This window comes from Stenotrophomonas sp. CFBP8994 (genome assembly GCF_034044835.1).
Classification (GTDB): domain Bacteria; phylum Pseudomonadota; class Gammaproteobacteria; order Xanthomonadales; family Xanthomonadaceae; genus Stenotrophomonas; species Stenotrophomonas rhizophila_A.
Map to the genome: position 1 here is coordinate 293,826 of NZ_JAXCWT010000005.1, position 23,920 is coordinate 317,745.

Below are 23,920 nucleotides of genomic sequence, written 5' to 3' on the forward strand. Positions count from 1 at the left end.
ACCGAGAGACGCTTCCGTTTGCGCCCCATGCGCCACCGGGCGTTTCTCGTCTACGTGCGGTCGTTTGGGAATCGGCCCTACCCATCGGGGCCCTTCGGCCAGCGAGGCTCAGCGATCGGCCAGCAGGATGCGGGGATGGGCCGCGAAGATCTCCATGACGATCTGGAAGTAGGTCTTGCCTTCGCCTGCATCGAGGGCCTCGAGCTGAGCGGTGATCGCGCGTACGTTGAAACTGCCTTCTGTATCCAGCTTCGCCTGCAGCCATGCGCGGGTAGTTTCCTCCCCGAGCGTGCTGCGGGAATGTTCGATGTCCCGCCAGATCAATGTCGCGCCTTCGTGCCCGGCCAGCACCCCATAGCCGCCGTACAACATGTCATCCAGTGCATCCAGGCTGTGCCCGAGCTGCCAATCTTCGCCGGCCATGAAGACCCGGTTGATCTCGGCGTAGAAGCTTGGGATGTCACTTACCGCGCTGCCTTGCAGCACCAGTACCAGTGGATCGGTGGTGGTCATTCAGTCCTGTCCCTCTCTGCCTGGTCAACACGACTCTAGCAGTGGCGCCCCATCCGTTTAATCGCGGCGGCGTCGGGCATGTATATGGGAATTGCCAACGGTTATTTAAATGCGGCGATGCGACATGAAAGAGTGGGCTTCTATTCACGAACCACTCCGGAGGCCGTTCTCCCATGTCCATCGCACGCTGCACGACGCCATTCAAGGTAATCGGCACCACCGCATTGTCCGCCATGCTGCTGCTGGCCCCGCTGGTTTCCTCGGCTGAGGACCAGGCCTCGCCGCTGCGCAGCTACCTGGCCGCCAAGCGCGAGGCCATCCAGGCCCAGTCGGCCAAACCCGGTACGCCCACCGCGATCCATGCCAAAGTCACCGCCGAAAGCCGCTCCGGCGTACGCCGCCTGCGCATCGGGCCGACCGGCGAGTTCCAGTACATCAGCGACAGCGGCCGCAGCTACGCCGGCTACAACCTAGGCGCCGGCTCCTGGGATTCGCTGGTAGGCACGCTGGCCAGCTCGGTGGCCGATGAGTACGTCGTGCAGGCGGCCGTGCAGGGCGTGCCGCTGGATGGTCTGGACGTGGTGTTCACCAGCATTCCCGAGCGCAAGAGCGAGACGCTGGCCTACCCCAATAACCTGTCCTATGTGGCCTACATCGATTCACCGGCCACCGACGCCCAGCTGCAGGCGCTCAAGCGCGCGGTGCACGAGAACTCCTCGGCCATCGACCTGGTTACCCGTCCCCAACAGGTCAGCCATGCGGAGGTGGAATACCACCACAGTGCGGCCGAGCGCGATCCCAAGCTGCCGCCGGGCCTGCGTGACTTCATCACCGAGGAGAAGCGCCCGGCGGTGCTGGCCCGGCAGGTGAAGCCGGGCGCCAAGGCCAAACCGGCCGAGCCGGAAACCCTGGTTGCCCGCGCCCACGTCGAGCCGCGTACCGGCCTGCGCCGGGTGTTCCTGGGCAAGGACGGTTACCACCAGCAACTGCATGACAGCGCGCCGGGCCTGCTCGGCTATGGCCTTGCCCCGACGGTGGAGGAGCACCTGCTCGGCGTGACCGGTACCTGCCTGACCCACATCTTCGAAGTGCAGGCGGCCTCGCGCAACGTGCTGCTGGATTCGCTGGAGCTGACCGTGGATGGCCAGGTGAGCCCGCGCTTCGGCAGCAACGTGCGGTCGCCCGCGCGGTACAGCGACATCCGTTACAAGGTGCGGATTGAATCGCCGGCGTCGGAACAGGAGATCGATGCGCTGCGCCAGTCGGTCGAGGCAACGTGCCCGCTGTACAACCTGGTGAAGGACGAGCAGAAGCTGGAAGGCAGCATCGTGCGAGGCGCATATGCGGACGCTACGCGCTAAGCGCAGTCATCTGGCGCTTGCCCTGTGCACGCTGCTTGCGCCGACCGGGGCAGCGGAGGCCGCCGAGCCCGCAGAGGCCGCTGAAGAAGCAGCTGCGACGGGATCGCCGTCACAGGGTTCCAACGCGCGCACGCTGGACAAGGTCTCCGTGCTCGGCTCGCAGATTGCCGGCGGCGGTGCGCAGGCGGCACTACCGGTGGTCGCTGTGGACCGCGAGCAGATAGACGCCACCCTTGCCACCAACGGCAACGAGCTGTTCCGCAGCCTGCCGCAGTTTGGCGACGTGGCCATTACGGAGAAAGGCACCACCAACGCTGGCCGGAACTCCAACGTCGCACGCGGTGACGTGGGCTCCATCAACCTGCGCAACCTGGGCTCGAAGTACACGCTGCTGCTGGTCAATGGCCGCCGCACCGTGCAGCACCCGATCAGCAACAGCGGCGATGACACCACCTACAACGCCAACGCCATTCCGGTCTTCGGGCTGGAACGGGTCAACCTGCTGCTGGATGGCGCGGCTTCCATCTACGGTTCCGATGCCGTGGCCGGCGTAGTCGACCTGGTGATGCCGAGCAACCTGGCAGATGGCGGCGGCGTTCGCCTGAACTACGGCAAGGTGGCCGATGGGCACCGCGAGGAGGTATCGCTGGACGGGTACTTCGGCAGCGATTTCAGCGAAGGGCGCGGCAACCTTTCGGTGCTCTATGGCTTCTCCAGGCGGACCTCGCAGCTCAATTCCGATGCCTGGTTCACCGCCACCGACGGCCGCCGCCCGCTGGGCGATGGCACCAGCGTGCCCGACCCGAACGGGACCACCGGCTTCAGCACCCGAACGCCGTGGGGGCATTTCGATACCTATACCGGCAGCCGGCGCACCGGCAGCTGGTACGTCAATCCCACCACCGGTGCGTTGACCTCCGGCACGGTGCCCGCGCGCTATCACTACGATTCGGCGGCCGAGCCGGGCATTACCACGTCACCGGCCATCCGCAAGGGCAATGTGTTTGCCACGGGACGCTTCGACGTCAATGACAGCGTGCAGCTGTTCGGTGAGCTGGGCTATTACCGTGCCACTTCCGAATCCTGGGTGAGCAGCGAGTCGGGCTTTGGCGGTGATGGCTTCCTGCTGCATATCCGCCCGGATGCGTACTGGGTTCCCCAAGCACTGCGTGGTGCCGATGCGATACGTCTGCTCAACTACCAGTTCGCCGATTCGGGCATCCGCCGGGTGAAGGTGGACAACGACCAGTCGCGGGTACTGCTGGGCGTGCGTGGCTGGACCGAGGGCGGCTGGAACTGGGAAACCGCGTTGCTGTACTCACGCGCGCGCAGTACCGATACGCAGCAGGGCGGGCTGACCGATGCCTTCATCGAAGCGGTGAACCGCACCGACGCCAGTGCCTACAACCCCTTCAGCGGCGGCGACCCCGCCAGCATCCGGGTGGGCGATGCCACGCCGTACGACACCTCGGCATTCATCGGCGAGGCGACCCGCGAAGGCACCACGGAACTGGCGCTGTGGGACTTCAAGGTGAACCGCTCCGACCTGCTGACCTGGTATGCGGGCGACATCGGCATGGCAGCGGGGGTGGAGTACCGGTACGAGAGCCGCCGGGATGACCGCGACGAGAACATCGATGGCAGCAACCCCTATACCGACTGGTACACCGGTACGGTCGCGGCCAGCAACTTCTTCACCCACAGCCCGCGCCCGGATGTGCGCGGCAGCCGCAACGTCAAATCGGCGCTGATCGAATTCGCGGTGCCACTGGTGTCCCCGGCACAGGGCATCCCGCTGGTGCAGTCGCTGGACCTGCAGCTTGCCGGCCGTTGGGAGGATTACAGCGACGCCGGCAAGGTCGGCAAGCCTAAACTGGCAGCGGCCTGGAAGGTGGTGGACAGCCTGCTGCTGCGTGGCTCGGTAAGCGGCGGCTTCCGTGCACCAGGGCTGGAACTGGTCAACTCGCCGCCGACCTATGGCTTTGGCTTCAACAACGACGCGGTCCGCTGCCATGCGCTGGTCACCAAGGGCGCGCAGCCCGATTACACCGCCTGCTTGAATGCCTTCAGCAGCGGTTCGTCGGTGAAGCCGTCGGTGAGCTCCGTGACTTCGTACGGCGACGACGTCGAACCGGAAACCACCCGCCAATCCTCGTGGGGCGTGGTGTTCGAGCCGCAGTTCCTGCCCGAACGACTGGGCGCTGTCAGCCTGAGCGTGGATGCGTGGCGGGTGAAGGTGGAGAACCCCATCAGCACCATGGGCGAGGAACTGCTGTACGACGCGTACCTGCGCGTGGTGGAAGGCAGCAGCAACCCGAACGTGGTGCGGGCGGCGGTGACGGCAGAGGATATCGCGCAGTTCGAAGGTTCCGGCCTGGCGCCGGCTGGCGTGGTGACGCACATCTACAACCGCTACCAGAATCGTCGGCCACTCACCGCGTCGGGCGTGGACTACAACGTCGGCTGGCGCCTGCCGGAAACGTCGTGGGGCAACTTCTCGCTGCTGATCAGTGCCAGCCAGCTCAAGGAGTACACCCAGCAGAAACCAGCAGAAATACAGCAGGTGGCTGCGGCCATCGCCAGCGGGCAGCTGGACATCCTCGTGCCCGACCTGGGCGCGGCCAACGAGGTGGGCATCAATGGCGCGAAGCCGGAATGGCGCGCCAGCGCGACCTTGATCTGGAACCTGCAGGACTGGACGGTGCGCCTGCGCGATGACTACATCGACAGCGTGACCGCCGGTGCTTACGCCGACCGCACGCCGTTCGTGGTCGGCTCCACGCAACGCTGGGCGCTGTCGGTAAAGAAGGAGTTCACCCGAGGGCGGTTGAGTGGCGCCGCAGTGGAAGTGGGGGCGCGAAACCTGTTCGACAAAGAGCCGCCGCTGAGCGCCACCGGCAACTACCTGAGCGCGCTTCACGAATCCTACGGACGCTACCTCCACCTCGGTATTTCGAAGAACTGGTGAACATCATGAAGACGCATGCAGTCGTTTCGCTGTTCGTGGTCACCCTGCTCGCAACCGCGTGCAGTCCGCAGGACCCGGCCACAGGAGTGTCATCCGCATCCGCGGCCGCAGCCGCGGCGCTGGATTTCCAGGACCAGCACACGCAGTGGGTCCGTGAACGCAGTGCGGACCTGAGCAAGCCGGATGGCTGGACCAGCCTGATCGGGCTGCACTGGATCGAAGCAGGCAAGCGCAACGTGGGTGGGGGCGCGGACAATGCGATCCGCCTGTCCATCGCGCCGGATCGACTGGGCGAGGTGGAGCTGCGCGCCGATGGCCTGTACTTCCAGGTCGCCGAGGGCGTTCCCATTACGGTTGACGGCAAGCCGGTACAGGGCGAAGTCCGCCTGGATCCGGAAGGGACTGGCGGTGGAACCAAGCTGGCCTATGACGAAGGCAGGGGCCAGATCACCGCGATCAAGCGCGGTCAGCGCCTTGCCCTGCGGGTGCGCCATGCGGACGCGCCGGCACGGCGGGACTTCGCAGGCCTGGATTTCTTCCCCGCCGATGAAGCCTGGCGCGTGCAGGCGCGATTCGTTCCGCACCCGGCCGGCAGGACGCTGCCCATCGTCAACGTGCTGGGCGAGGTCGCCGACAATCCCAACCCGGGCTATGTGGTGTTCGAGAAGGATGGGCATGAGTGGCGGCTGGAAGCGTTGGGCGATCCGGCCAAGGGCTTGAACCTGATGTTCCAGGACCAGACCACGGGCAGGCTCACCTACGGAGTGGGGCGCTACCTGCGCACCGACCCGGTCGCGGCAGACGGCACGGTGGTGGTGGACTTCAACCGCGCGCACAACCCGCCCTGCGCGTATACGGAATTCGCCACGTGCCCGCTGCCCCCGCCGGAAAACCGCCTGGCGCTGCAGGATGGCAACGGCGAACGCACGCGGCTGGCAGTGCTGGCCGGGGAGAAGAAGTATGCGGGGGGCAACCACTGATCATCCCCGACGACGTGCCAATGGCTGCCGGCTGAACAGCCCGTGCGGCGTTGACGCTACATCCACGGCTTTTCACAAGGGGTTCCCGGTACCGCGCAGACACTGGCGCTACGTCATGAAGCGAGGAGCCAACCATGAATCTCTCTACCCGAAACGTGCTGTGTGCAGCCGCCCTGATGGCATCGGTGTTCAGCGCCAGCGCCCAGACCTACGGGCCGAAGGATGAAGGACGCCGCTTCAACGATGGCACCAAGGTGGTCTGCAAGAACGTCGAAGTGCAGCGCAACAGCCGCGACCCGAACCGCATTGCCGGTACCGCCACCGGTGCGGTGGTAGGTGGCCTGCTGGGCAACCAGGTGGGCGGCGGCAGCGGCAAGAAGATTGCCACCGTGGCGGGTGCCGTAGCCGGCGGCGCGGCCGGTCGCCAGATCCAGGGCAACTCGCAGAGCAAGAACGGCGACCGCGTGGTGGAGCGCCAGTGCTATCGCCGCTGACGCGGGAGAAGTGTAGGCGTCAGCATCACCCCAAGGGCTGGCCAAGTGCCAGCCCTTTTCCATGTCCGCGTGTCAGCGCGGACGGATGGAGGGGAACGAGCACGCAGGGGCCTTCACGAGCGCTGAACGCCGCCGGGTGCATTTTTTCACCCGCAAATCGGGGGATTTGACTAAAGGCGGTATTCCCGTCGGCCGGCGCTTCGCAAGTGCTGGCTGGGGTATACGCTCGTTGGGGAGTCCTTCCTATGCGCATTCCGCCTTGGTTGCTCTGCTGCGCTGCCCTGCTGGCGCTCCCATGCCTTGCGTACGCCGACTCAATGCCGCAAGGCTATCGGGAAGGCTGTGACCGAACGAACACGGCGAACTACAGCGGGTACATGTCGCCTGGATGGAATACCAGCTCGCCCAAGGCGATGATTTTCGCCTCGGACAGCCAGTATCCACGCACGCTGGACAACCCTCATGACCCAGCAGGCGCTGCGGCCGCCTTGCGCAAGGTGGTGGCCGACATCGCCGACTACCGGCGGCGCGTCAGCGGACCGGTGCCGCTGGTGGTGAATGGCGACATCACCGAGCACGCCCATGGCGACCAGCGCGCCTTCGTCCAAGGCCTGTTTCCGCAGCTCGCCGGCGGATCGGGAGAGGCCTTGATCCTGCCCGGCCTGGGCAACCACGACTACGGCAACAATGTCGATGATTGCGCCAACAACGGCTGCGCGCGCGACGCCATCTGCGATCACATTCACTGGGTGGACGAGATAGGGCCGGTAACCGAGGACTATCACTATGCCAAGCCCGTACATGAGGGCAGCTATTCGTACATGGTGTACGTGGGTTCGGTGGCACTGATCCAGTTGAATGACTCTCCCTTCTATGAGCGTGAGTTTGAATCCGGCACCGGTCTTCCCTTGGATCCCAAGATCAAGTTCAGGATCACCAGCTCGTTACGCTGGCTTGAAGGCGCGTTGCGCAAGGCCCGACAAGACAACAAGCATGTTTTCCTCAACCTGCACAAACGCAGCGCGTGGCCCAGCGGCGATACCGCGCGCTTCAAGCATCTCATCCAGTCCTATGGAGTACAGGCGGCGTTTGCCGGCCACTACCACAATGATCTGGGTTTCGCTCCTGGAACGTCGGGGAACTTTGGGTCGGTTCCCGTGTTCCAGAGCGGAGCCCTGTTCAATGAAACCTACCTGGTCGTGGAGATGGATTACGCCGGCGGGTTGTTCCTGGTGTACAGCATCCACTCCGGCCAAGGGCACGCGAACAAGCGGTTGGTCGGCGAGTACCCGCTGAAGGAGCCGCCTCCGCTGCCGTCAATCGACTTTTCCGACGCGGCACTGGTGCTCTATGAGGGGAATGATGCAACCCAGGAGGTGGTATGTAGACGATCGATTCCCTACAGCGCGTTCAACCTCGGCGGGAATTCGGGCTGCATCAACGACGAAGCGCGCTCGCTGCGCATTCTCAAGGCGAAGAAGGGGACCATGATCCGTCTATTCGGCGGGTATAACCACGTTCGCGGGGAAGGGTACGCTTTCATCTACATCACCAGCGACATCACGCTGCCGCAGACCGTCGGCCGTTTCGATACCTCTGCCTCCGGTAATGGTTGGCGGCTGGTGAAGTTCGGCGGCGATACGCTTGATGGAAAGGTATCAAGCATGTCCATGCTGCCGGATTTCAATGCCGGGAACAGCGAGATTACGCTGTTCGAGGGAAACAACCTGACCCAGCACTCCATCTGCACCAAGCCGATCGCGCACAATGTGCGATTCAACATGGGATCCGGTGACGGCGAGGGATGCATCAACGACGAGGCGCGATCGGGTGCATGGTTCAAGGTGAAGGCTGGCATGGAGGTCTGCTATTACGGTGCTTGGGGTCAAAGCCACAGCGAGGGTCACACTTGCATCAACGCCTACCGGGACCTGCCTTTGATCATCATCGGCTCGTTCGACCACAACTACACCGCGCCCGATGGCAGTTACAGCATCCGCAGCTACGGCGACGTCGACGGTAAGATTTCCAGCATGTGGGCGGAGAACCTGTTCCCCTATCCGCCAGCCAATACGGTGCCGGGTTGCGCCCCAACCCTCACCCGATCGCTCAAAGGTCATATCACCGCTGGCTGGAACAATCGTTCGCCGCGCTGGCTGGTGGTTGCGAGCGATCCGGAATACAGCGGGTCGCTGCGCGCCGCCGACACCCCGCAACGCGGGCAGCCGGGTGCCGCATTCGACGATCCGGCCTATGACACGTTGAGGGCCGTATTCGCCGACATCAGTGCGTTCCGCAAGGCCAAGGCCAGCGATGGGCCGGTTCCGCTGATCGTCAATGGCGACAATACCGATGGCGGCCTCGAGTACGAGCGCTACACCATGCAGGCGCTGTACCCGACCCTGGCCGGTGGCAACGGGGAGCCGCTGTTCCTGCCGGGATTGGGCAACCGCGATTACAACGACAACGTAGACGTCTGCCTGGCAGAGGGCAAGAACTTCTGCGTGCGCGACAATATCTGCGATGTGCTGCAGTGGGTGGACGAGATCAAGCCAGTGGCCCAGGACTACCACCATGGCGAACACGTCAACGGTGGTATCAATGTCCACGACGGCAGCTACTCGTACATGGTGTATGTCGGCGACGTGGCGATGATCCAGCTCAACGAGTCCCCCTTGTATGAGCGCACCATCGTGAACATGCGGGACAGCGGCCGCACCGAATTCGAGGTGCGCAGCGCATTGACCTGGTTGGAGGGCGCTCTGCGTGCGGCGCGTATTGCCGACAAGCGCATCCTGGTGAACCTGCATCGTCCGGGCGATTGGGGGCCAGGTGACGTCGCGAGGTTCAGCAGGCTGATCGCACAGTACGGAGTGCAGGCGGCCTTCGTCGGCCATGCGCATGACAGGCTGGGTGAGATGGATGGCGAGGAGAACTTCGGCAACGTCCCGGTGTTCCAGAGCGGCGCACTGGCCAACGGAAGCTACCTGATCGTTGAGATGCAGTACGCAACGAACACGTTCATCGTCTACAAGGTGCCACCGGCCGCGGGGCACGCGGCCCGTGTGAAGGTGGGCGAATACCCGTTGAGGCCCGAGCCTGCGCTGCCCGGGATCGACTTCAGCGACAGCATGATGGTCGCGTTTGAAGGCAACGATGCGACCCAGGATGAGTTGTGCCGGGTTCCGATTCCGTTTTCCCCCTTCAACCTGCAGGGCGCATATGGCTGCGACAATGATGAGATCCGATCACTGCGCATTCTCAAAGCGCCCAAGGATACGGTGATCCGGCTGTATGGGGCATGGGATCACCAGCAGTCGGAAGGTCATGCATTGATCACACTGACCCAGGACGTCCTGCTACCCGTCACCGTGGGCAGTTTTGATCGCAATCTGACGACATCCAGCTACACCGTGCACAAGATGGGCAGCACCGTGCTGGACGGCAAGGTATCGAGCATCTCGATGGGTACGGAGGAGGGCGATTTCACTGAGCCGCGTGTGGTCTTCTACGAAGGCAACGACGGCACCGAAGCCGTGGTCTGCGAAATCCTGCTGCCTTTCCAGGGATTCGACCTCAACGGCCCCCACGGTTGCGACAATGATGAGATCAAGTCGATGCGGATCATGAAAGCCAGCAAAGGCACGATGTTCCGGGCATTCGGCAACTGGGGGCACGGCAGGGACCAGGGATATACCTTCGTTACGGTACTCAAGGACATCAATGCACCGGTACTCGTTGGGAGCTTCGACCGTACCTATGCCAACGATACGGTGAAGGTCGAGAAGCATGGCAGCGAGGTGCTGGACGGAAAGATCTCCAGCTTGGCCATGTTCGGCGAGAGCTACGTGGAATTGTTCTCAAGGAACAACCAGTCGGGCAAGGTCTGTACGCACCCGGTCGCGCACGACGTCAAGTTCGACTTCGGTGTGGGCCAGGGCAGTGCCTGTCCGGATGACACGGTCAGGTCGGCGATATGGCATTTCCCGCTGCCTGGCATGGAGCTGTGCTACTACGGCAGCACCGGGCAAAGCTACAGCCAGGGCCATACCTGCGTTCGGGTCTACAAGGCCAACAGTGCGCAGATCAGGATCAACACGTTCGACAGCCCGGTCACGGACCCGGACGGTGCCTACACGATCAAGTCGTTCAGCCCGGGCATAGACGGGCTGGTGTCGAGCATGTGGGCCGAAGACTTGAGCCTGCGCAGCTCGCAACCTCAGACGGAGCAGACGCAGACTGAAGAGCCCACACCGTGAGCAGTCAGCGGGTCGGCGGATATCCCGCGATCGTCCGCGCCCCGGTGATGATCATGCGCAGCATCTGCGCGGTCTGTTCGATCATTTCCGGGTCGCGCTCGGGGGGCTGGTCCAGCGCGGTGCCGCCCATGGCGAACACCAGCCGGGTGATCGCCTTGGCCACCAGGTGCGGCTCATGCAGCAGCGCGCCGTTGTCGGCATGCGCCAGCCGGATCAGGTCCACGCAGAGCTCTTCTTCGAAGTAGTTCAGTTCGCGCTCGACGGCCTGCTTGAAGGCATCCGAACCGGCGCTGCCTTCGCGCAGCAATACGTGCAGCAGGCGGTCGTCGGCGCGCAGCTGTTCGAAAAACGTTTCCACCGACAGGCGAATGACACTGCGATCCGACGATGCCGCGCGCTGCCGCGACTCACCAATGATGGTGCGCAGCGAACGGCCGGCCAGGTCGATCAGGGCCACGGTCAGTTCGTCCATGTCGCGGAACTGACGATAGAAGGAATTCGGGGCGATCCCGGCTTCGCGGGCAACCTCGCGCAGACTCAGGGTCGACACGCTGCGGTGCGGGCCGATCAGGGTCAGGGCCGCGGCCAGCAGATCCTCGCGTGAAATCGAGGCTTTGCGGGCCGGCAGGGCGTCGTCGTGGACGGTCAGGTGCGAATCGGGCGGGGTCATCCAGGGGCCAGACGGTCAAGTCCCTGAATCATAGCCGGTCTGGGCAATATACAACTGTATACACAGCTGTATGCTCGCCCGTATAGTGGCGGCATGAGCGCACTTCCTCGACCTGCCGCCCGCCGTTCCTCCCTCTCGCCCCGCCACTGGGTGTCCGAGGAGCTTTTCGACTTCTGGGCCGGCCGGGTGCATCCGCTGTGGACCCTGCGCCGGGCGCGGGCACGGCTGGTGTCCCGCAATGCGGCCAGCGCCGACGCGGTCACTCTGGTCCTGCGCCCGAACCGGCATTTCCGCGGGGTGGCCCCGGGCCAGCACGTGAACCTGGGCGTGGAAGTTGACGGCCGCCGGCTGTCGCGCAGCTACAGCCCGACCCTGCTGGATGACGGCTGCCTTGCGATCACCGTGAAACAGGTCGCGGGCGGCAAGGTCAGCCAGCACCTGGCGCAGCATGCGCAGGTGGGCGAGGTGTTCGAGCTGGGCCAGGCCTTCGGTGAGATGACCCTGGCGGCGACGCCTGCGGCGCGGGTGCTGCTGCTCGCTGCGGGCAGCGGCATCACCCCGATGCGCGCGCTGGTACGCCAGATGGAGACCGCCGGCATGCCGGTGCAGGTGGACCTGGTGTACTGGGCGCAGCAGCGCGAGGCGGTGTGCTTCGCCGACGAGCTGGCCGATATCGCCGCCCGCCATCCCGGTTTCCGCGTGCACCTTGCGCTGACCCGTGATCCGGCCGCGCCGGCCGCGCGCGTGGGCGACTACGATTTCAGCGCGCTGGGCGATTTTTCCAGCGCGCAGGTGATGGCCTGTGGACCGGGCGGTTTCGTCGAGGCCGTAAACACGCGCCTGCAGGGACGGGTGGCCACGCTGCAGTCCGAAGCCTTCACCCCGCCGGTGCTGCCCGATGCGGAGACCGGCACAGTGCGGGTCGAGCTGCGCCGCAGTGGCCGCACCCTGGAACTGCCGCGCGGTACGTCGCTGCTGCAGGCGCTGGAGGCCGAAGGGCTGCGCCCTGCCAGCGGCTGCCGCATGGGCATCTGCAATACCTGCGTGTGCGGCAAGGCCAGTGGCGTGACCCGCCACACCCTGACCGGCGAATACGCGGCCGAACCGGCTACGCAAGTGAAGCTGTGCGTGAACAGCGCCAGCACCGACCTGATCCTGGAGCTTTGAGCATGCCTGCCGTGCATAACCGTGTGTTGTCCGCCGCCGAACTCGACGCGTTCGGCAACGAACTGGACGCCCTGCGTGCCCGCCACCTGGCGACGCTCGGTGACGCCGATGCGCGCTACATCCGCCGCGTGGTCGCGGGCGTGCGCTGGACCGGCGTGGCCGGCCGCGCGCTGTTGTTCCTGGGCGCATTCGTGCACAGCGTGCTGATTCCGGCCTGGATTGCCGGCGTGGTGCTGCTGGCGCTGTCCAAGATCCTGGAGAACATGGAGCTGGCGCACAACGTCATCCACGGCCAGTACGACTGGATGGGCGACCCGCAGCTGCAGGGCAGCACCTACGAGTGGGACATCGTCGGCACCGCCGATAACTGGCGCAAGACCCACAACTTCCGCCACCACACCTACACCAACGTACGCGGGCTGGACGATGACATCGGCTACGGCCTGCTGCGGATCTTCCCCGAACAGCGCTGGCGCCCGTTCTACCTGACCCAGCCGGTGGTGGCGGTGGTGTTCGCGCTGCTGTTCGAATGGGGCATCGCCATCCAGGACCTGCGCCTGGGCCGTTGGTTTGCCGGCAAGATCACCTTCCGCCAGCTGCTGGCACAGGCGCGTCCGGTGGGGCGGAAGATGGGCAGGCAGATGTTCAAGGACTACCTGCTGTTCCCGGCGCTGGCCGGCCCGTTCTTCCTGCCGGTGCTGCTGGGCAACGTGGTGGCAAACGTGATCCGCAACGTGTGGACCTACGTGGTGATCTTCTGCGGGCATTTCACTGCCGATGCGGAGACCTTCCCGAAGGAATGCGTGCGCGATGAAAGCCGTGGCCACTGGTACCTGCGCCAGCTGCGCGGTTCGTCGAACATTGCCGGCGGCAAGGCGATGAACGTGATGACCGGCAACCTGAGTCACCAGATCGAGCACCATTTCTTCCCCGATGTGCCGGCCAACCGTTACGCCGCCATCGCGGTGGAGGTGAAGGAGATCTGCGCGCGTTATGGCCAGCACTACAACACCGGTTCGCTGCCGAAGCAGTTCGGCCAGGTGATGTGGCGGATCGTGCGCCACGCCTTCCCCAGCCGCCCGGCGCGGGTGAAGCCGCTGGTTACCGCCGAACAGGGCGCATGACGGCACACCTGCTGGAAGACGAAGTGTCGTGGCGGGTGGGCAAGTGCAGCAGTGAAGGCCGGTCAGTCTTCCAGGCCCATTTTTCCTTCGGCCAGCGGCACCCGTGAGCCATCGAGCAGGCCACGGCTGACCGCACCGTCTTCGATGAACAGCAGTTCGCCGTTCTCGCCGTTCTTGATGCTGCTGTCGATGGCGATGATGCGCCCGCCATGGAAGCTGCTCACGTGCGGCATCGAGGTATGCCCGACCACGATGCGCTTGAGCTCGAGGTCCTTGAGCAGGGTATCGACCTGGTCGGTATCCATCTGCCCGTCAAAGTAGCCACGGAACCAGATCGGACTGGTCTTGCCGTCGAACAGGCGTGCCGTGTCCGGTGCGGCCTTGACCTGGTCTTTGGGCAGGCCGACCGAAGCCTGGTACAGGGTGTTGGTGGCGTCCAGCCCGCGTACCAGGTCCAGGTTCTGCGGCGCGATGCCGCCGTGCAGGAACAGCGTATCGCCGATCTGCAGCATTACCGGGCGGGTCCGCAGCCACTGGCCGATCACCGAGTCGGCGCCGTACAGTGCCGGGTAGCTGCGGCCCAGCAGCTGGGCGCTCTTGAGGTATTTGGGGTTCACGTAGCGCAGGTCGTCGTACAGCACCATGGTTTCATGGTTGCCCAGCACGAAGTGCACCGCGCCACCGGCCGCAGCGGCCTGCTGCTGCAGGCTGTACAGCAGCCAGAAGGCCTCGGTCACCTGCGGGCCACGATCGAATACATCACCGGCCACCACCAGCGTGGCGCTGCCCAGTGACCAGTGGTCGTCGCTGTCGATGACATGATGGGCGCGCAGCAGCTTCACCAGCAGGCCGTACTGGCCGTGGATGTCCGACACCGCCACGATGCGCGGCGTGGCCGGGTACTGCGCGGTGCTGGCCAGCTGAGGCGCAGCCACCGTCAACGGATGCGGGTAACCGCACTCGGGCAGTACCACGGTGCTGGCACCGCGCGCCGGCAGGTCACGCTCGACCACGTGGTCATTGCAGACCCACTGCGCCTGGTGACCCTTGCTGGTCATGAACACGTAGGGGCCGTCGGCATCCACATGTTCGGCCGGCGCGGGAACCTCGCGGGCGGCGGCAAGCAGGGGAACCAGGACAAGCCCGGCCAGGATCAGGCGGGCGGCGGCAGAACGGGCACGAAGCGGCATCGGAAACTTCCAGCGGAACGGGGCAGGCGGCGATACGCCGCCCACCCGATCCTAACCGGCGGCACACCCCTCAGCTATGCCCCATTGGTCAGCCCACCATGCGCAGTGTGGCCGCGACGACCAACGGTCGTCGCCTACCGCGCCGCATGGAGCCATGCCCTGCGTGACTGCCCCTCAGAAACTGGCCCGCAGATTGAACAACACCCGCCGCGGCTCGCCCCAGTAGCCCGAATTGAAGAACCCCACATTGCGGTAATACACCTTGTCGAACAGGTTGGTCACGGTCACCCCCACGCTCACGTTGTCGGTGATCCGGTACCGCCCCATCAGGTCGAACAGCACATACCCGCCCTGGCGCATCTTGCCGGTGGCGGTGATCGGGGCCCCGGCCGCGGTGTAGCGCCCGGTCGGGATCGGCTGCATCTGGTAGATCTCGCTCTGCACTGTGAACCCACCGCCGACCATCCACCTGCCGTGGCGCCAGGTCGTGTTGAAGCGTGCCAGCTGCATGGGGCTGGTGCTGGCGAAGCGGCTGCCGTCCGGGCTGGTGCTGTAAGCGTAGGTGTAGCCGCCGGTCATGCTCCAGGTGTCGGTGATCGAACCGGACAGTTCGAATTCGGCGCCGTTGGTTTCAATGCCCTTGCTGGCGATGTAGGGCACGCTGCCGTCGGGCAGCACGATGTCGGCGCCAGCCGGGTCGCGCGTGGCCACGTTGTCCTGCTTCATGTAGAAGCCATTGAGCGAGCCGTACAGGCGGCCGCCGAAGAACTCGCCCTTGAAGCCATATTCGTAGTTGCTGCCCGTCACCGGATCCAGCAGCTGGTTGTTGATGTCGCGCAGCGCGGTGGCCTGGAACACATCGGAATAGCTGGCGAACGCGGAGATGTTCGCGCTGAGGTCGTAGATGGCACCCAGGTACGGGGTCGGCTCGTGCGCGGTGGTGCGCGCGCTGCGGCCGGTGAACACACCGTTGACGTCGAAATTGTCGGTGCTGCTCTTGTAGTCCGAATAGCGCACGCCGGCGATGACCTTGAGCGGGTCGATCGGGTTCAGGCGCACCGCGGCGTAGTAGCCGGTTTCAGTGGTGGTAGTCGTGTTGGAGGGAATGCCGTAGTTGAAGGTGGTCGGCTTGCCGATGCTGCCGTCCCAGCTGTAGATGCTGGGGAAGGCGGCCACGTTGTACGGGCGCGAGCTGATCCCGGCGCGGATCGTGTCCAGGTCGCGGTCGTAATGGTTCACGCCCACCACCAGTTCGTGCTGGCGCCCGAACAGCTGGAACGGGCCCGATGCATACAGGTCGAAGGCATCTTCGTGGGTTTCGGACACGGAATAGGTATCGGCGATGCGCAGGCCCAGGCCGGTGACCGGGTCGGCCCAGTTGCCGGTATTGGAGCCGGCCAGCAGCAGGCTGTCGGTGTCGGTGTTGCGGCGGTTGTAGGCCAGGCGACCGCTCCAGCCGGCCCCGAACTGCTGCTCCAGGGTGAGGAAGTAGTTGGTGCTTTCGCGGTTCCATTCGTTCCAGCGTGCTGCGGCGCTGTAGGAGCGCGGCATCTTCGCGGTGCTGCCATCGCGGAAGAACAGCGGCGAGGCGCTCCAGGCGCCGCCGTCGGATTCGGTCTTGAGGTAATCGATGCCGGCGCGCAGGCGGGTGCTGTCGGTGAGGTCGGCTTCGATCACGCCGTACAGGCTGGGCGATTTGTCATGCTGGAAACGCACCCAGCTTTCCTTGTCGGTGTAGGCGCCGACGAAGCGGCCGCGCACGCGGCCGTTGTCGGTGAGCGGGCCGGAGACATCCACTTCGCCGCGCTTGTAGTCCCACGAGCCGGCGCTGAGGCTGGTACTGGCCTGGAAAGTGTCGGTCGGGCGCTTGCGCATCATGTTGACCGTGGCCGAGGGATTGCCCGAGCCGGTCACCAGGCCGCTGGCGCCGCGCACGATTTCAATGCGCTCGTAGATCGAGGTGTCGCTGAGGATCGAGTTGCCGCCGGCACCGGTGGTGTAGTTGGTCGGCACGCCATCGAACATGAAGTTGTTGATCGCGAAGCCACGCGCATTGAACAGGGTGCGGTTGCTGTCATACGACTGCACGGTCACGCCCGGGGTCTGCTGCAGTACTTCGGCGATGGTGATGAGGTTGAAATCCTCGATGCGCTGGCGGGTGAACACCGTGAGCGACTGCGGGGTTTCGCGCAGGGTCAACGGCAGCTTGGTGGCGGTGTTGGTGCCATACACCTGGTAGCCCTCGGTGCGCTGGGTGACCATCACCTTGTCCAGCTCGGTGGTCTTCGGGGTGTCCCCGTCCGGCGTGGCGACGGATTGGGCCTGCGCCAGCAAGGGTGCCGTAGCGGCCAGCGCCAGGCACAGGGCAAGGGTGTTCCGGCGCGGGGCGCCAGCGGTGCGGAAGCGGGACATGGGAAAGCCTCGGTAGGAGCGAAGATCAGGAATCGGGCGCACGCGGTGCGGCGGAGCGTGGCGAGGGTCGCGCCGTGGGCGCGGTCCGGTAGCTGAGCCAGAGCAGGGGCAGGGCGGCACCGGCGGCGAGGATGCCGCAACCGGCGATGACGCCGTAGGCGAGGCCCCAGGCGCTGATGCTGCAGGCCACGGCGGCGCTCAGCGCGACCCAGCCGAGCAGCCGCAGCCGGCGGCGGCGCGCCGGCGCAGGGGCGGGACCGAAGACATCCCGATGGTGGCGTTCCATGGCCAGCGACAGGCACGAAAAGCCGAACAGCGACAGCAGCAGGGCAAGCACGGTCATGCGCCGGGCCCGGTCGCGGTGGCCGCGCTGGCGCGTGGCGCACGCACACGACGCTGCGCCGGCACATGCCGGTTGACCTTGCGCGCGGCCCACAACAGGCCGACACCGACCAGCAGCAGGCCGACATCCATGCCGCCCTTGGCCAGGTCGCCTGCGGCAAAGGCCGTGAACATGCCGCCGTGCCAGGCCGCCACGTTGAACACCGGCAGCAGCACGGCGAGCACGCCTGCACAGGCGAGCTGTTCGACCCACGCGCGGCGCGGCAGGCGCAGCGTGGCATGCACCAGGCACACCGCCCACGCGGCGAAGAACACGCTGATTTCAGCCTTGGAGCGTTGCTCCAGTGCGGCCGGCAGCAGCCGGTTGCCCCACAGGAACGCGAGCATCGCCACCGGCAGGCCGGCCACGAAGCCGATGTTCAGGCGTTCCACGATGCGGAAACCCAGGTGAGGGCGGGCGGGATCGGGCAGCTGTTCGCGCCGCTTCACCGTCCACAGCACCAGCCCGGTGGCCACCATCAGCGTGCCGGCCACGCCGGACAGGAAGAACAGCCAGCGCATCGCGGTGGGGGCGAAACGGCCGGCGTGCATGCCGATCATGCCGTCGCGGGTGTACACGGTGGCCGAGCGTCGTGGGGCCTCACCCAGCAGCGTGCCGCGGGCGTCAAAGCGCAGCGGTTCGCCGCTGTCGGCAATGCGGTCGCCACTGTCGCGGCGCAGGGTGATGCGCATCGCCGCATCGCCGGGCTGGTCAACCACCACGGAGGCGGCATGTCCATCGCCCCACTGCCGCGCGGCCACCGGCAACAGGGCCGCCAGCGCCGGTGGCGTGGCGGCCTGGCCCAGCGGCTCGACCTTGGCCTCGCGCGGGAACAGCTCGGCGAAGAACGCATCGCGCCCGCCGAAGTTGGCATCCACCGCCCACGGCATGTACACGGTCATCAGCGTGATCAACCCGGTGTAGGTGATCATCAGGTGGAACGGCAGCGACAGCACCGCCAGTGCGTTGTGCCCGTCCAGCCAGCTGCGCTGGCCCTTGCCGCGGCGCAGGGTGAAGAAGTCGGCGAAGATCTTCTTGTGGGTGATCACGCCGCTGACGATGGCCACCAGCATGAACATGGTGCAGAAGCAGACGAACCAGCGCGCCCAGATCACCGGCACGTAGTGCAGGTCGAAGTGCAGGCGGTAGAAGAAATCGCCGCCGCGCGTTTCGCGCGCCTGCACCGGGGTGGCGTTGGCATCCAGCGTGGCTTGCCACGGGTTGGGCTGGCCGCGTTTGGGTTCCGGTGCATCCTTGGGCTGCCAGCGCACCGCGGTAGCGTTGCTGCGGCTGCCGGGCAGTTCGATGGACCAGCGCGTGGCATCCGGCGCGGTGCGCGCCAGGAAGGCCTGCGCCTGTTCCAGCGCGATCGCGGTAGTGGCCGGCAGGGTCAGTTCCGGCTGCATCCAGCGGGTCAGTTCCACCCGCCAGTAGCTGGCGGTGCCGGCGATGAAGATCAGGTACAGCACCCAGCCGACCACCAGGCCGGACCAGGTGTGCAGCACCGCCTGCGACTGGCGGAAGCCCTGGCTCATGCCGCGCTCCCGGCCAGCAGGGTGGACAGTGCCGCGCCGACGGCGGCTGCCAGTGCCAGCCCCACCGCTGCACGTGCGACGCTACGCGCCGCATAGGCCCAGATCGCGGCGAGGGTGTAGATCACGAACGAGGCCATGGTCGCGGCCAGTGCGGCATCCGCCAGGCTGCCGGGCAGCAGGCGCGCCAGCGCGGCAGCCCAGGTGGCCGCAACCGCGTAGCCGCCGAGCAGGGCCAGCCCGCCGCGCGCCCAGAGCACGCCGTTGCCAGCTTTGCGCGGCGATGCGCGGCGCGGGGTAGCACCGGCCGGTACGGTCGGGGAGGGGGAGGGCGGTAGCGAACGGGACACGGCGGCGGGGGCTGCAAAGCAATTGAGAATCAATAGTATTTGACGTCGGCGACCCTGTCGAATCCCTCGATCGAGGGATGCGCCGTGCCGAGCCTTGTGCTGCAGCGGTTTCCGGGCCCATCCCATGCCCGGGCGGCGCGAGCTGCAATGTTATAAACACCGTAATAGTCTCCCCGGCTGCGGCCGCAGTAGGCTTTGCCCATTGCACAGGAGCTGTTGCCATGGGTCACGACCACGATCACCTGCCGAGCGAGATCCGCCACGAGAAGCCGTTGTGGTGGGCGCTGGGGCTGACCACCACCTTCCTCATCGTCGAGGTGGTGGGCGCTTTCTGGACCAACAGCCTGGCGCTGTTGTCCGATGCGGCGCACATGGCCACCGACACGCTGGCACTGATGATCGCGCTGGTGGCGGTGCGGCTGAGCCGGCGCCCACCGGATGCACGGCGCACCTACGGCTATGCGCGGCTGGAAGCGCTGGGCGCGATGATCAATGGCGGCATGCTGTTCGTGGTGGCCGGCTACATCCTGTGGGAGGCGGTGGCGCGGTTCCGCCAGCCGCAGGAAATCGCGTCGACCGGCATGTTGGTGATCGCGGCCTTCGGGCTGGTGATCAATCTGATTTCGATGCGTCTGCTGCGCGCGGGCAGCGGTGAGAGCCTCAACGTGAAGGGCGCCTACCTGGAAGTGTGGGCGGACATGCTGGGTTCGGTGGCGGTGATCATCGGTGCGCTGCTGATCCGCTGGACCGGGTGGAGGCCGATCGATCCGATCCTGGCGGTGCTGATCGGGCTGTGGGTGCTGCCGCGCACGTGGGTGCTGATGCGCGAGGCGATCAATGTGTTGTTGGAAGGCGTGCCCAAGGGCATCCAGGTGGAGGCGGTGCGCGCGCGGTTGTGCGCGCACGCGGGCGTGCAGGATGTGCACGATCTGCATGTGTGGGCGCTGGCCTCGAGCACGCCGGCGTTGACCGCGCATGTGGTGGTCGCCGAAGGCGTGGATGCGGACGGCCTGCGCCGCCGGCTGGGCACGGCGCTCCACGACGAGTTCGGCATCGATCATGTGACGCTGCAGATCGAGGCGGACCATTGCGGGGATGATTGCGGCGATGGCACGCCGGCGGTAAAGGCGGGGCACGGCGATCATGACCATGACCATGCCGGACACGCGCATGGGCGGACGCATGAGCCACGCCGCAGCAGCCCGGACGCGCAGGGCCATCACGGCCATCCACATCCCTGAACCGGCGGCTGCCGCTACAATGGGGGTCTGCCTCGCCATCCCCTCGGAGAAACCGCAGTGACCCGGAAACTCGTACTGTTGCGCCACGGCCAGAGCCAGTGGAACCTGGACAACCGCTTCACCGGTTGGGTGGACGTGGAACTGACCGAGCAGGGCCGCCGCGAGGCCGCCGCCGCCGGCCGCCTGATGCGCGAAGAGGGGCTGCAGTTCGATGTGGCGCACACGTCGGTGCTGAAGCGCGCGATCCACACGCTGCAGGGCGCACTGGCCGAGCTGGACCAGGACTGGCTGCCGGTGAGCAAGAGCTGGCGCCTCAACGAGCGTCACTACGGTGGGCTGCAGGGCCTGGACAAGGCCGAGACGGCGGCCAAGCACGGCGAGGACCAGGTCAAGATCTGGCGCCGTTCGTACGACATCCCGCCGCCGGCGATGGACCGCGAGGATCCGGGCCACCCGATCCACGACCGTCGCTATTCGACGCTGGACCGCAATGCGCTGCCGGGCACCGAGTCGCTGGCGACCACGCTGGACCGCGTGCTGCCGTACTGGTTCGACGCGATCGCGCCGCAGCTGAAGGACGGCAAGACGGTGCTGGTCACCGCGCACGGCAATTCGCTGCGCGCGCTGTACAAGTACCTCAACAACGTCTCGCAGGAAGCCATCCTGGAGCTCAACATCCCGACCGGCATCCCGCTGCTGTTCGAGCTCAACGAAGACCTGACCGTGCAGTCGTTCCGCTACCTGGGCGACCCGGAAGCAGCCCGCAAGGCCGCTGAGGCCGTGGCGAACCAGGGCAAAGCGCGGTAAATATCCGCCGTTGGTGGATTTCCCTGCGCTCCGTGCGTGCGGACCAACGGTCCGCACCTACCGGTGGGGCAGGCAGGTATCGACCGTTGGTCGATACAGCCTGTGACCTTTGGCCGGTCCCGAACCCGCTCACCCGCGCTACGCTGCCTGATTGCCCGCATTGCGGGTGATGCTTCCCTGTAGCCGGAGAGTCGAATGAAGTTTTCCAAGCTGGTCCCGTTGGGCCTGACCGTTGCCATCGCCGCGTCGCTGGCGGCCTGTGGCAAGACCGATACCGCGCCGGCTGCCGCCGTGGCCGATGCCAAGCCGGCGTTCGATCTGTCGCAGATCAAGACGCCGCTGATCTCGCTCAACAGCGCTGACCTGGATCCGGCCATCGCCGCGTGTACCGACCTCAACGGGTTCGTCAACAGCAGCTGGCTCAAGGCCAACCCGGTGCCGAACGACCAGACCACCTGGGGCAGCTTCGAGATCCTGCGCGAGCGCTCGCTGGAAGTGCAGCACGCGCTGGTGCAGCAGGCGGCCGCCAGCCAGGCCAAGGCCGGCTCGGTGGAAGCCAAGATCGGTGATATCTGGAAGACCGGCTCGGATGAAGCCAAGATCGAAGCGGCCGGCATCGCCCCGCTGCAGCCGCAGCTGGACAAGATCGCCGTGCTGAACGACACCGCCGCCATCACCCAGTACCTGCGCGACAGCCAGGCACAGGGCCAGGGCGTGCTGTTCTCGCTGTCGGCCAACGCCGACTACAAGGACTCGGCCAACGTCATCGCCTATGTCGGCCAGGGCGGCCTGGGCCTGCCGGAAAAGGGCTATTACTTCGACGAATCGCAGGCCAAAATCCGCGAGGCCTATGTGGCCTACATCGCGCAGGCACTGACCCTGTCCGGGGTGGACGCCGCGCAGGCCAAGACCCAGGCGCAGGCGGTGATGGAGTTCGAAACCCGCTTGGCCAAGGCCTCGCTGTCGCGCATCGAACTGCGTGACCCGGCCAAGCGCTACAACCCGGTCAGCGCCGCTGAAGCGGACAAGCTGACCCCGAACTTCAGCTGGACTGCATTGTTCGACACCCTGAAGGTGCCGGCCGCACAGAAGTTCTCGCTGGCCCAGCCGGGCTTCTTCGGCGAAGTGGACAAGATGCTCACCGAAGTACCGGCCTCGACCTGGCAGGCCTATCTGCGCTTCCACACCGTCGATGACGCGGCGCCTTACCTGAGCAGCGCGTTCGAAAAGGCCAACTTCGACTTCTACGGCACCACCCTGCGTGGCCAGAAGGAAATGCAGCCGCGCTGGAAGCGCGTGCTGGAGTCGGTCAACACTTCCATCGGCGAAGGCCTTGGCCAGCTGTACGTGGACGCGGTGTTCCCGGCCGAGTCCAAGGAACAGATGCAGCACCTGGTGGAAAACCTCTCGGTGGCACTGAAGGCGCGCCTGGAGAAGCTGGAGTGGATGGGCGAAGACACCCGCAAGAAGGCGCTGGAGAAGTGGGCCAGCTTTACCCCGAAGATCGGTTACCCGGACAAGTGGCGCGACTGGTCGGGCTTTGAGACCAACGCCGACAGCTACCTGGGCAACATGCAGGCCGCGCGCGCGTTCAACTACCGCTACATGCTCAACAAGATCGGCAAGCCGGTCGACAAGACCGAGTGGGGCATGACCCCGCAGACCGTCAATGCCTATTACAACGCGACCAAGAACGAGATCGTGTTCCCGGCCGCGATCCTGCAGGCGCCGTTCTTCGACGCCAAGGCCGATCCGGCGCTGAACTACGGCGGCATCGGTGCGGTGATCGGCCACGAAATGATGCACGGCTACGATGATTCGGGCAGCCAGTTCGCTGCCAACGGCAACTTCGACAACTGGTGGACCGACAGCGACCGCAAGGCCTTCACGGGTCGCACCGACCAGCTGGTGGCGCAGTTCGATGGCTATGAATCGCTGCCGGGCGTGAACGTGAAGGGCAAGCTGACCCTGGGCGAGAACATCGGCGACCTGGGCGGCCTGACCGTGGCCTACGACGCGCTGCAGATGGCGCTGAAGGAGAACCCCAAGGCCAATGTCGCCGTGGATGGCCACAGCCAGGACCAGCGCTTCTTCATGAACTGGGCCACCGTGTGGCGCCGCAACTTCACCGACGGCGAACTGCGCGTGCGCCTGAACACCGACCCGCATGCGCCGGCGAACTTCCGTGCCAATGGCGCGCCGTCGAACATGCCGGCGTTCGCGCAGGCGTTCGAGTGCAAGCCGGGCGATGCGATGGTGCGTGCCGACGACAAGCGCGTGGTGATCTGGTAAGCGAAGGGGCCCGGCAATGCCGGGCCCTTTTTGTACAAGCGGTGTCCGAGGTAGAGCGGACGGTAGAGCGGACTGTTAGTCCGCTGCTGTCCGCGCTCGGGTCCGGTCCGCGTAGCCGACTAACAGTCGGCTCTACCGTCGCGGGTCCGGTCCGCGTAGCCGACTAACAGTCGGCTCT

The 23,920-nt window shown here is 65.7% G+C and carries 17 protein-coding genes; 10 read left to right on the top strand and 7 right to left on the bottom strand.

What is annotated here, in order from left to right:
* Positions 1-108: 108 nt before the first annotated feature.
* Positions 109-513: a barstar family protein gene (locus SOM39_RS15690; RefSeq protein ID WP_320458856.1), complete on the bottom strand. Its 405-nt coding sequence runs from the start codon at positions 511-513 to the stop codon at positions 109-111.
* Between the two features lie 173 nt (positions 514-686).
* Here SOM39_RS15690 and SOM39_RS15695 point away from each other — a divergent pair, with 173 nt between their 5' ends.
* From SOM39_RS15695 to SOM39_RS15715, 5 genes are all read left to right on the top strand, one after another.
* The gene (locus SOM39_RS15695; protein WP_320458857.1) at positions 687-1,874 is read left to right on the top strand and encodes an OsmC family protein; all 1,188 of its coding nucleotides are present in this window, start codon (positions 687-689) and stop codon (positions 1,872-1,874) included.
* Positions 1,855-4,842, top strand: a complete 2,988-nt coding sequence (locus tag SOM39_RS15700; RefSeq protein WP_320458858.1) for a TonB-dependent receptor domain-containing protein — start codon at positions 1,855-1,857, stop codon at positions 4,840-4,842. The genes SOM39_RS15695 and SOM39_RS15700 overlap by 20 nt, the downstream gene beginning before the upstream one ends.
* Positions 4,843-4,847: 5 nt before the next feature.
* A complete protein-coding gene (locus SOM39_RS15705) occupies positions 4,848-5,822 on the top strand; it encodes a DUF1684 domain-containing protein (RefSeq protein WP_320458859.1) in 975 nt (324 codons plus the stop codon).
* Between the two features lie 134 nt (positions 5,823-5,956).
* Positions 5,957-6,316 (top strand): glycine zipper 2TM domain-containing protein, encoded by a 360-nt coding sequence (locus SOM39_RS15710; RefSeq protein ID WP_068850298.1) that lies wholly within the window; start codon positions 5,957-5,959, stop codon positions 6,314-6,316.
* A 245-nt stretch (positions 6,317-6,561) separates the two neighbouring features.
* Positions 6,562-10,575, top strand: coding sequence for a hypothetical protein (locus SOM39_RS15715; protein ID WP_320458860.1), 4,014 nt, complete (start codon positions 6,562-6,564; stop codon positions 10,573-10,575).
* Between the two features lie 4 nt (positions 10,576-10,579).
* Here SOM39_RS15715 and fabR read toward each other — a convergent pair whose 3' ends face one another.
* Positions 10,580-11,245, bottom strand: a complete 666-nt coding sequence (gene fabR, locus SOM39_RS15720) for an HTH-type transcriptional repressor FabR (protein WP_068850302.1) — start codon at positions 11,243-11,245, stop codon at positions 10,580-10,582.
* Between the two features lie 93 nt (positions 11,246-11,338).
* Between fabR and SOM39_RS15725 the strand changes: the two genes are divergently transcribed.
* Positions 11,339-12,412 carry a ferredoxin reductase gene (locus SOM39_RS15725; protein ID WP_320458861.1) on the top strand — a complete coding sequence of 358 codons (1,074 nt, stop codon included), beginning with the start codon at positions 11,339-11,341 and terminating at the stop codon, positions 12,410-12,412.
* 2 nt (positions 12,413-12,414) lie between these two features.
* Entirely contained in the window at positions 12,415-13,536 is a 1,122-nt protein-coding gene (locus SOM39_RS15730; protein ID WP_217538777.1) for a fatty acid desaturase family protein, read from the top strand.
* Positions 13,537-13,598: 62 nt separating this feature from the next.
* On the opposite strand, the gene SOM39_RS15735 is transcribed toward SOM39_RS15730, so the two are convergent.
* From SOM39_RS15735 to SOM39_RS15755, 5 genes are all read right to left on the bottom strand, one after another.
* Positions 13,599-14,726, bottom strand: coding sequence for a metallophosphoesterase (locus SOM39_RS15735; protein ID WP_320458862.1), 1,128 nt, complete (start codon positions 14,724-14,726; stop codon positions 13,599-13,601).
* A gap of 174 nt (positions 14,727-14,900) precedes the next feature.
* Positions 14,901-17,138, bottom strand: a complete 2,238-nt coding sequence (locus tag SOM39_RS15740; RefSeq protein WP_320458863.1) for a TonB-dependent siderophore receptor — start codon at positions 17,136-17,138, stop codon at positions 14,901-14,903.
* A gap of 25 nt (positions 17,139-17,163) precedes the next feature.
* Complete coding sequence (locus SOM39_RS15745; protein WP_320458864.1) at positions 17,164-17,481, bottom strand: DUF3325 domain-containing protein; 318 nt, start codon at positions 17,479-17,481, stop codon at positions 17,164-17,166.
* The gene (locus SOM39_RS15750; protein ID WP_320458865.1) at positions 17,478-19,055 is read right to left on the bottom strand and encodes a PepSY-associated TM helix domain-containing protein; all 1,578 of its coding nucleotides are present in this window, start codon (positions 19,053-19,055) and stop codon (positions 17,478-17,480) included. Before SOM39_RS15750 ends, SOM39_RS15745 begins: the two co-directional genes overlap by 4 nt.
* Entirely contained in the window at positions 19,052-19,402 is a 351-nt protein-coding gene (locus SOM39_RS15755) for a DUF3649 domain-containing protein (RefSeq protein WP_208856126.1), read from the bottom strand. Before SOM39_RS15755 ends, SOM39_RS15750 begins: the two co-directional genes overlap by 4 nt.
* Positions 19,403-19,623: 221 nt before the next feature.
* Here SOM39_RS15755 and SOM39_RS15760 point away from each other — a divergent pair, with 221 nt between their 5' ends.
* From SOM39_RS15760 to SOM39_RS15770, 3 genes are all read left to right on the top strand, one after another.
* Complete coding sequence (locus SOM39_RS15760; protein ID WP_320458866.1) at positions 19,624-20,643, top strand: cation diffusion facilitator family transporter; 1,020 nt, start codon at positions 19,624-19,626, stop codon at positions 20,641-20,643.
* 57 nt (positions 20,644-20,700) lie between these two features.
* Positions 20,701-21,450 carry a 2,3-diphosphoglycerate-dependent phosphoglycerate mutase gene (gene gpmA / locus SOM39_RS15765; RefSeq protein ID WP_093533129.1) on the top strand — a complete coding sequence of 250 codons (750 nt, stop codon included), beginning with the start codon at positions 20,701-20,703 and terminating at the stop codon, positions 21,448-21,450.
* Between the two features lie 195 nt (positions 21,451-21,645).
* Positions 21,646-23,742 carry a M13 family metallopeptidase gene (locus tag SOM39_RS15770; RefSeq protein WP_320458867.1) on the top strand — a complete coding sequence of 699 codons (2,097 nt, stop codon included), beginning with the start codon at positions 21,646-21,648 and terminating at the stop codon, positions 23,740-23,742.
* Positions 23,743-23,920: the final 178 nt, after the last annotated feature.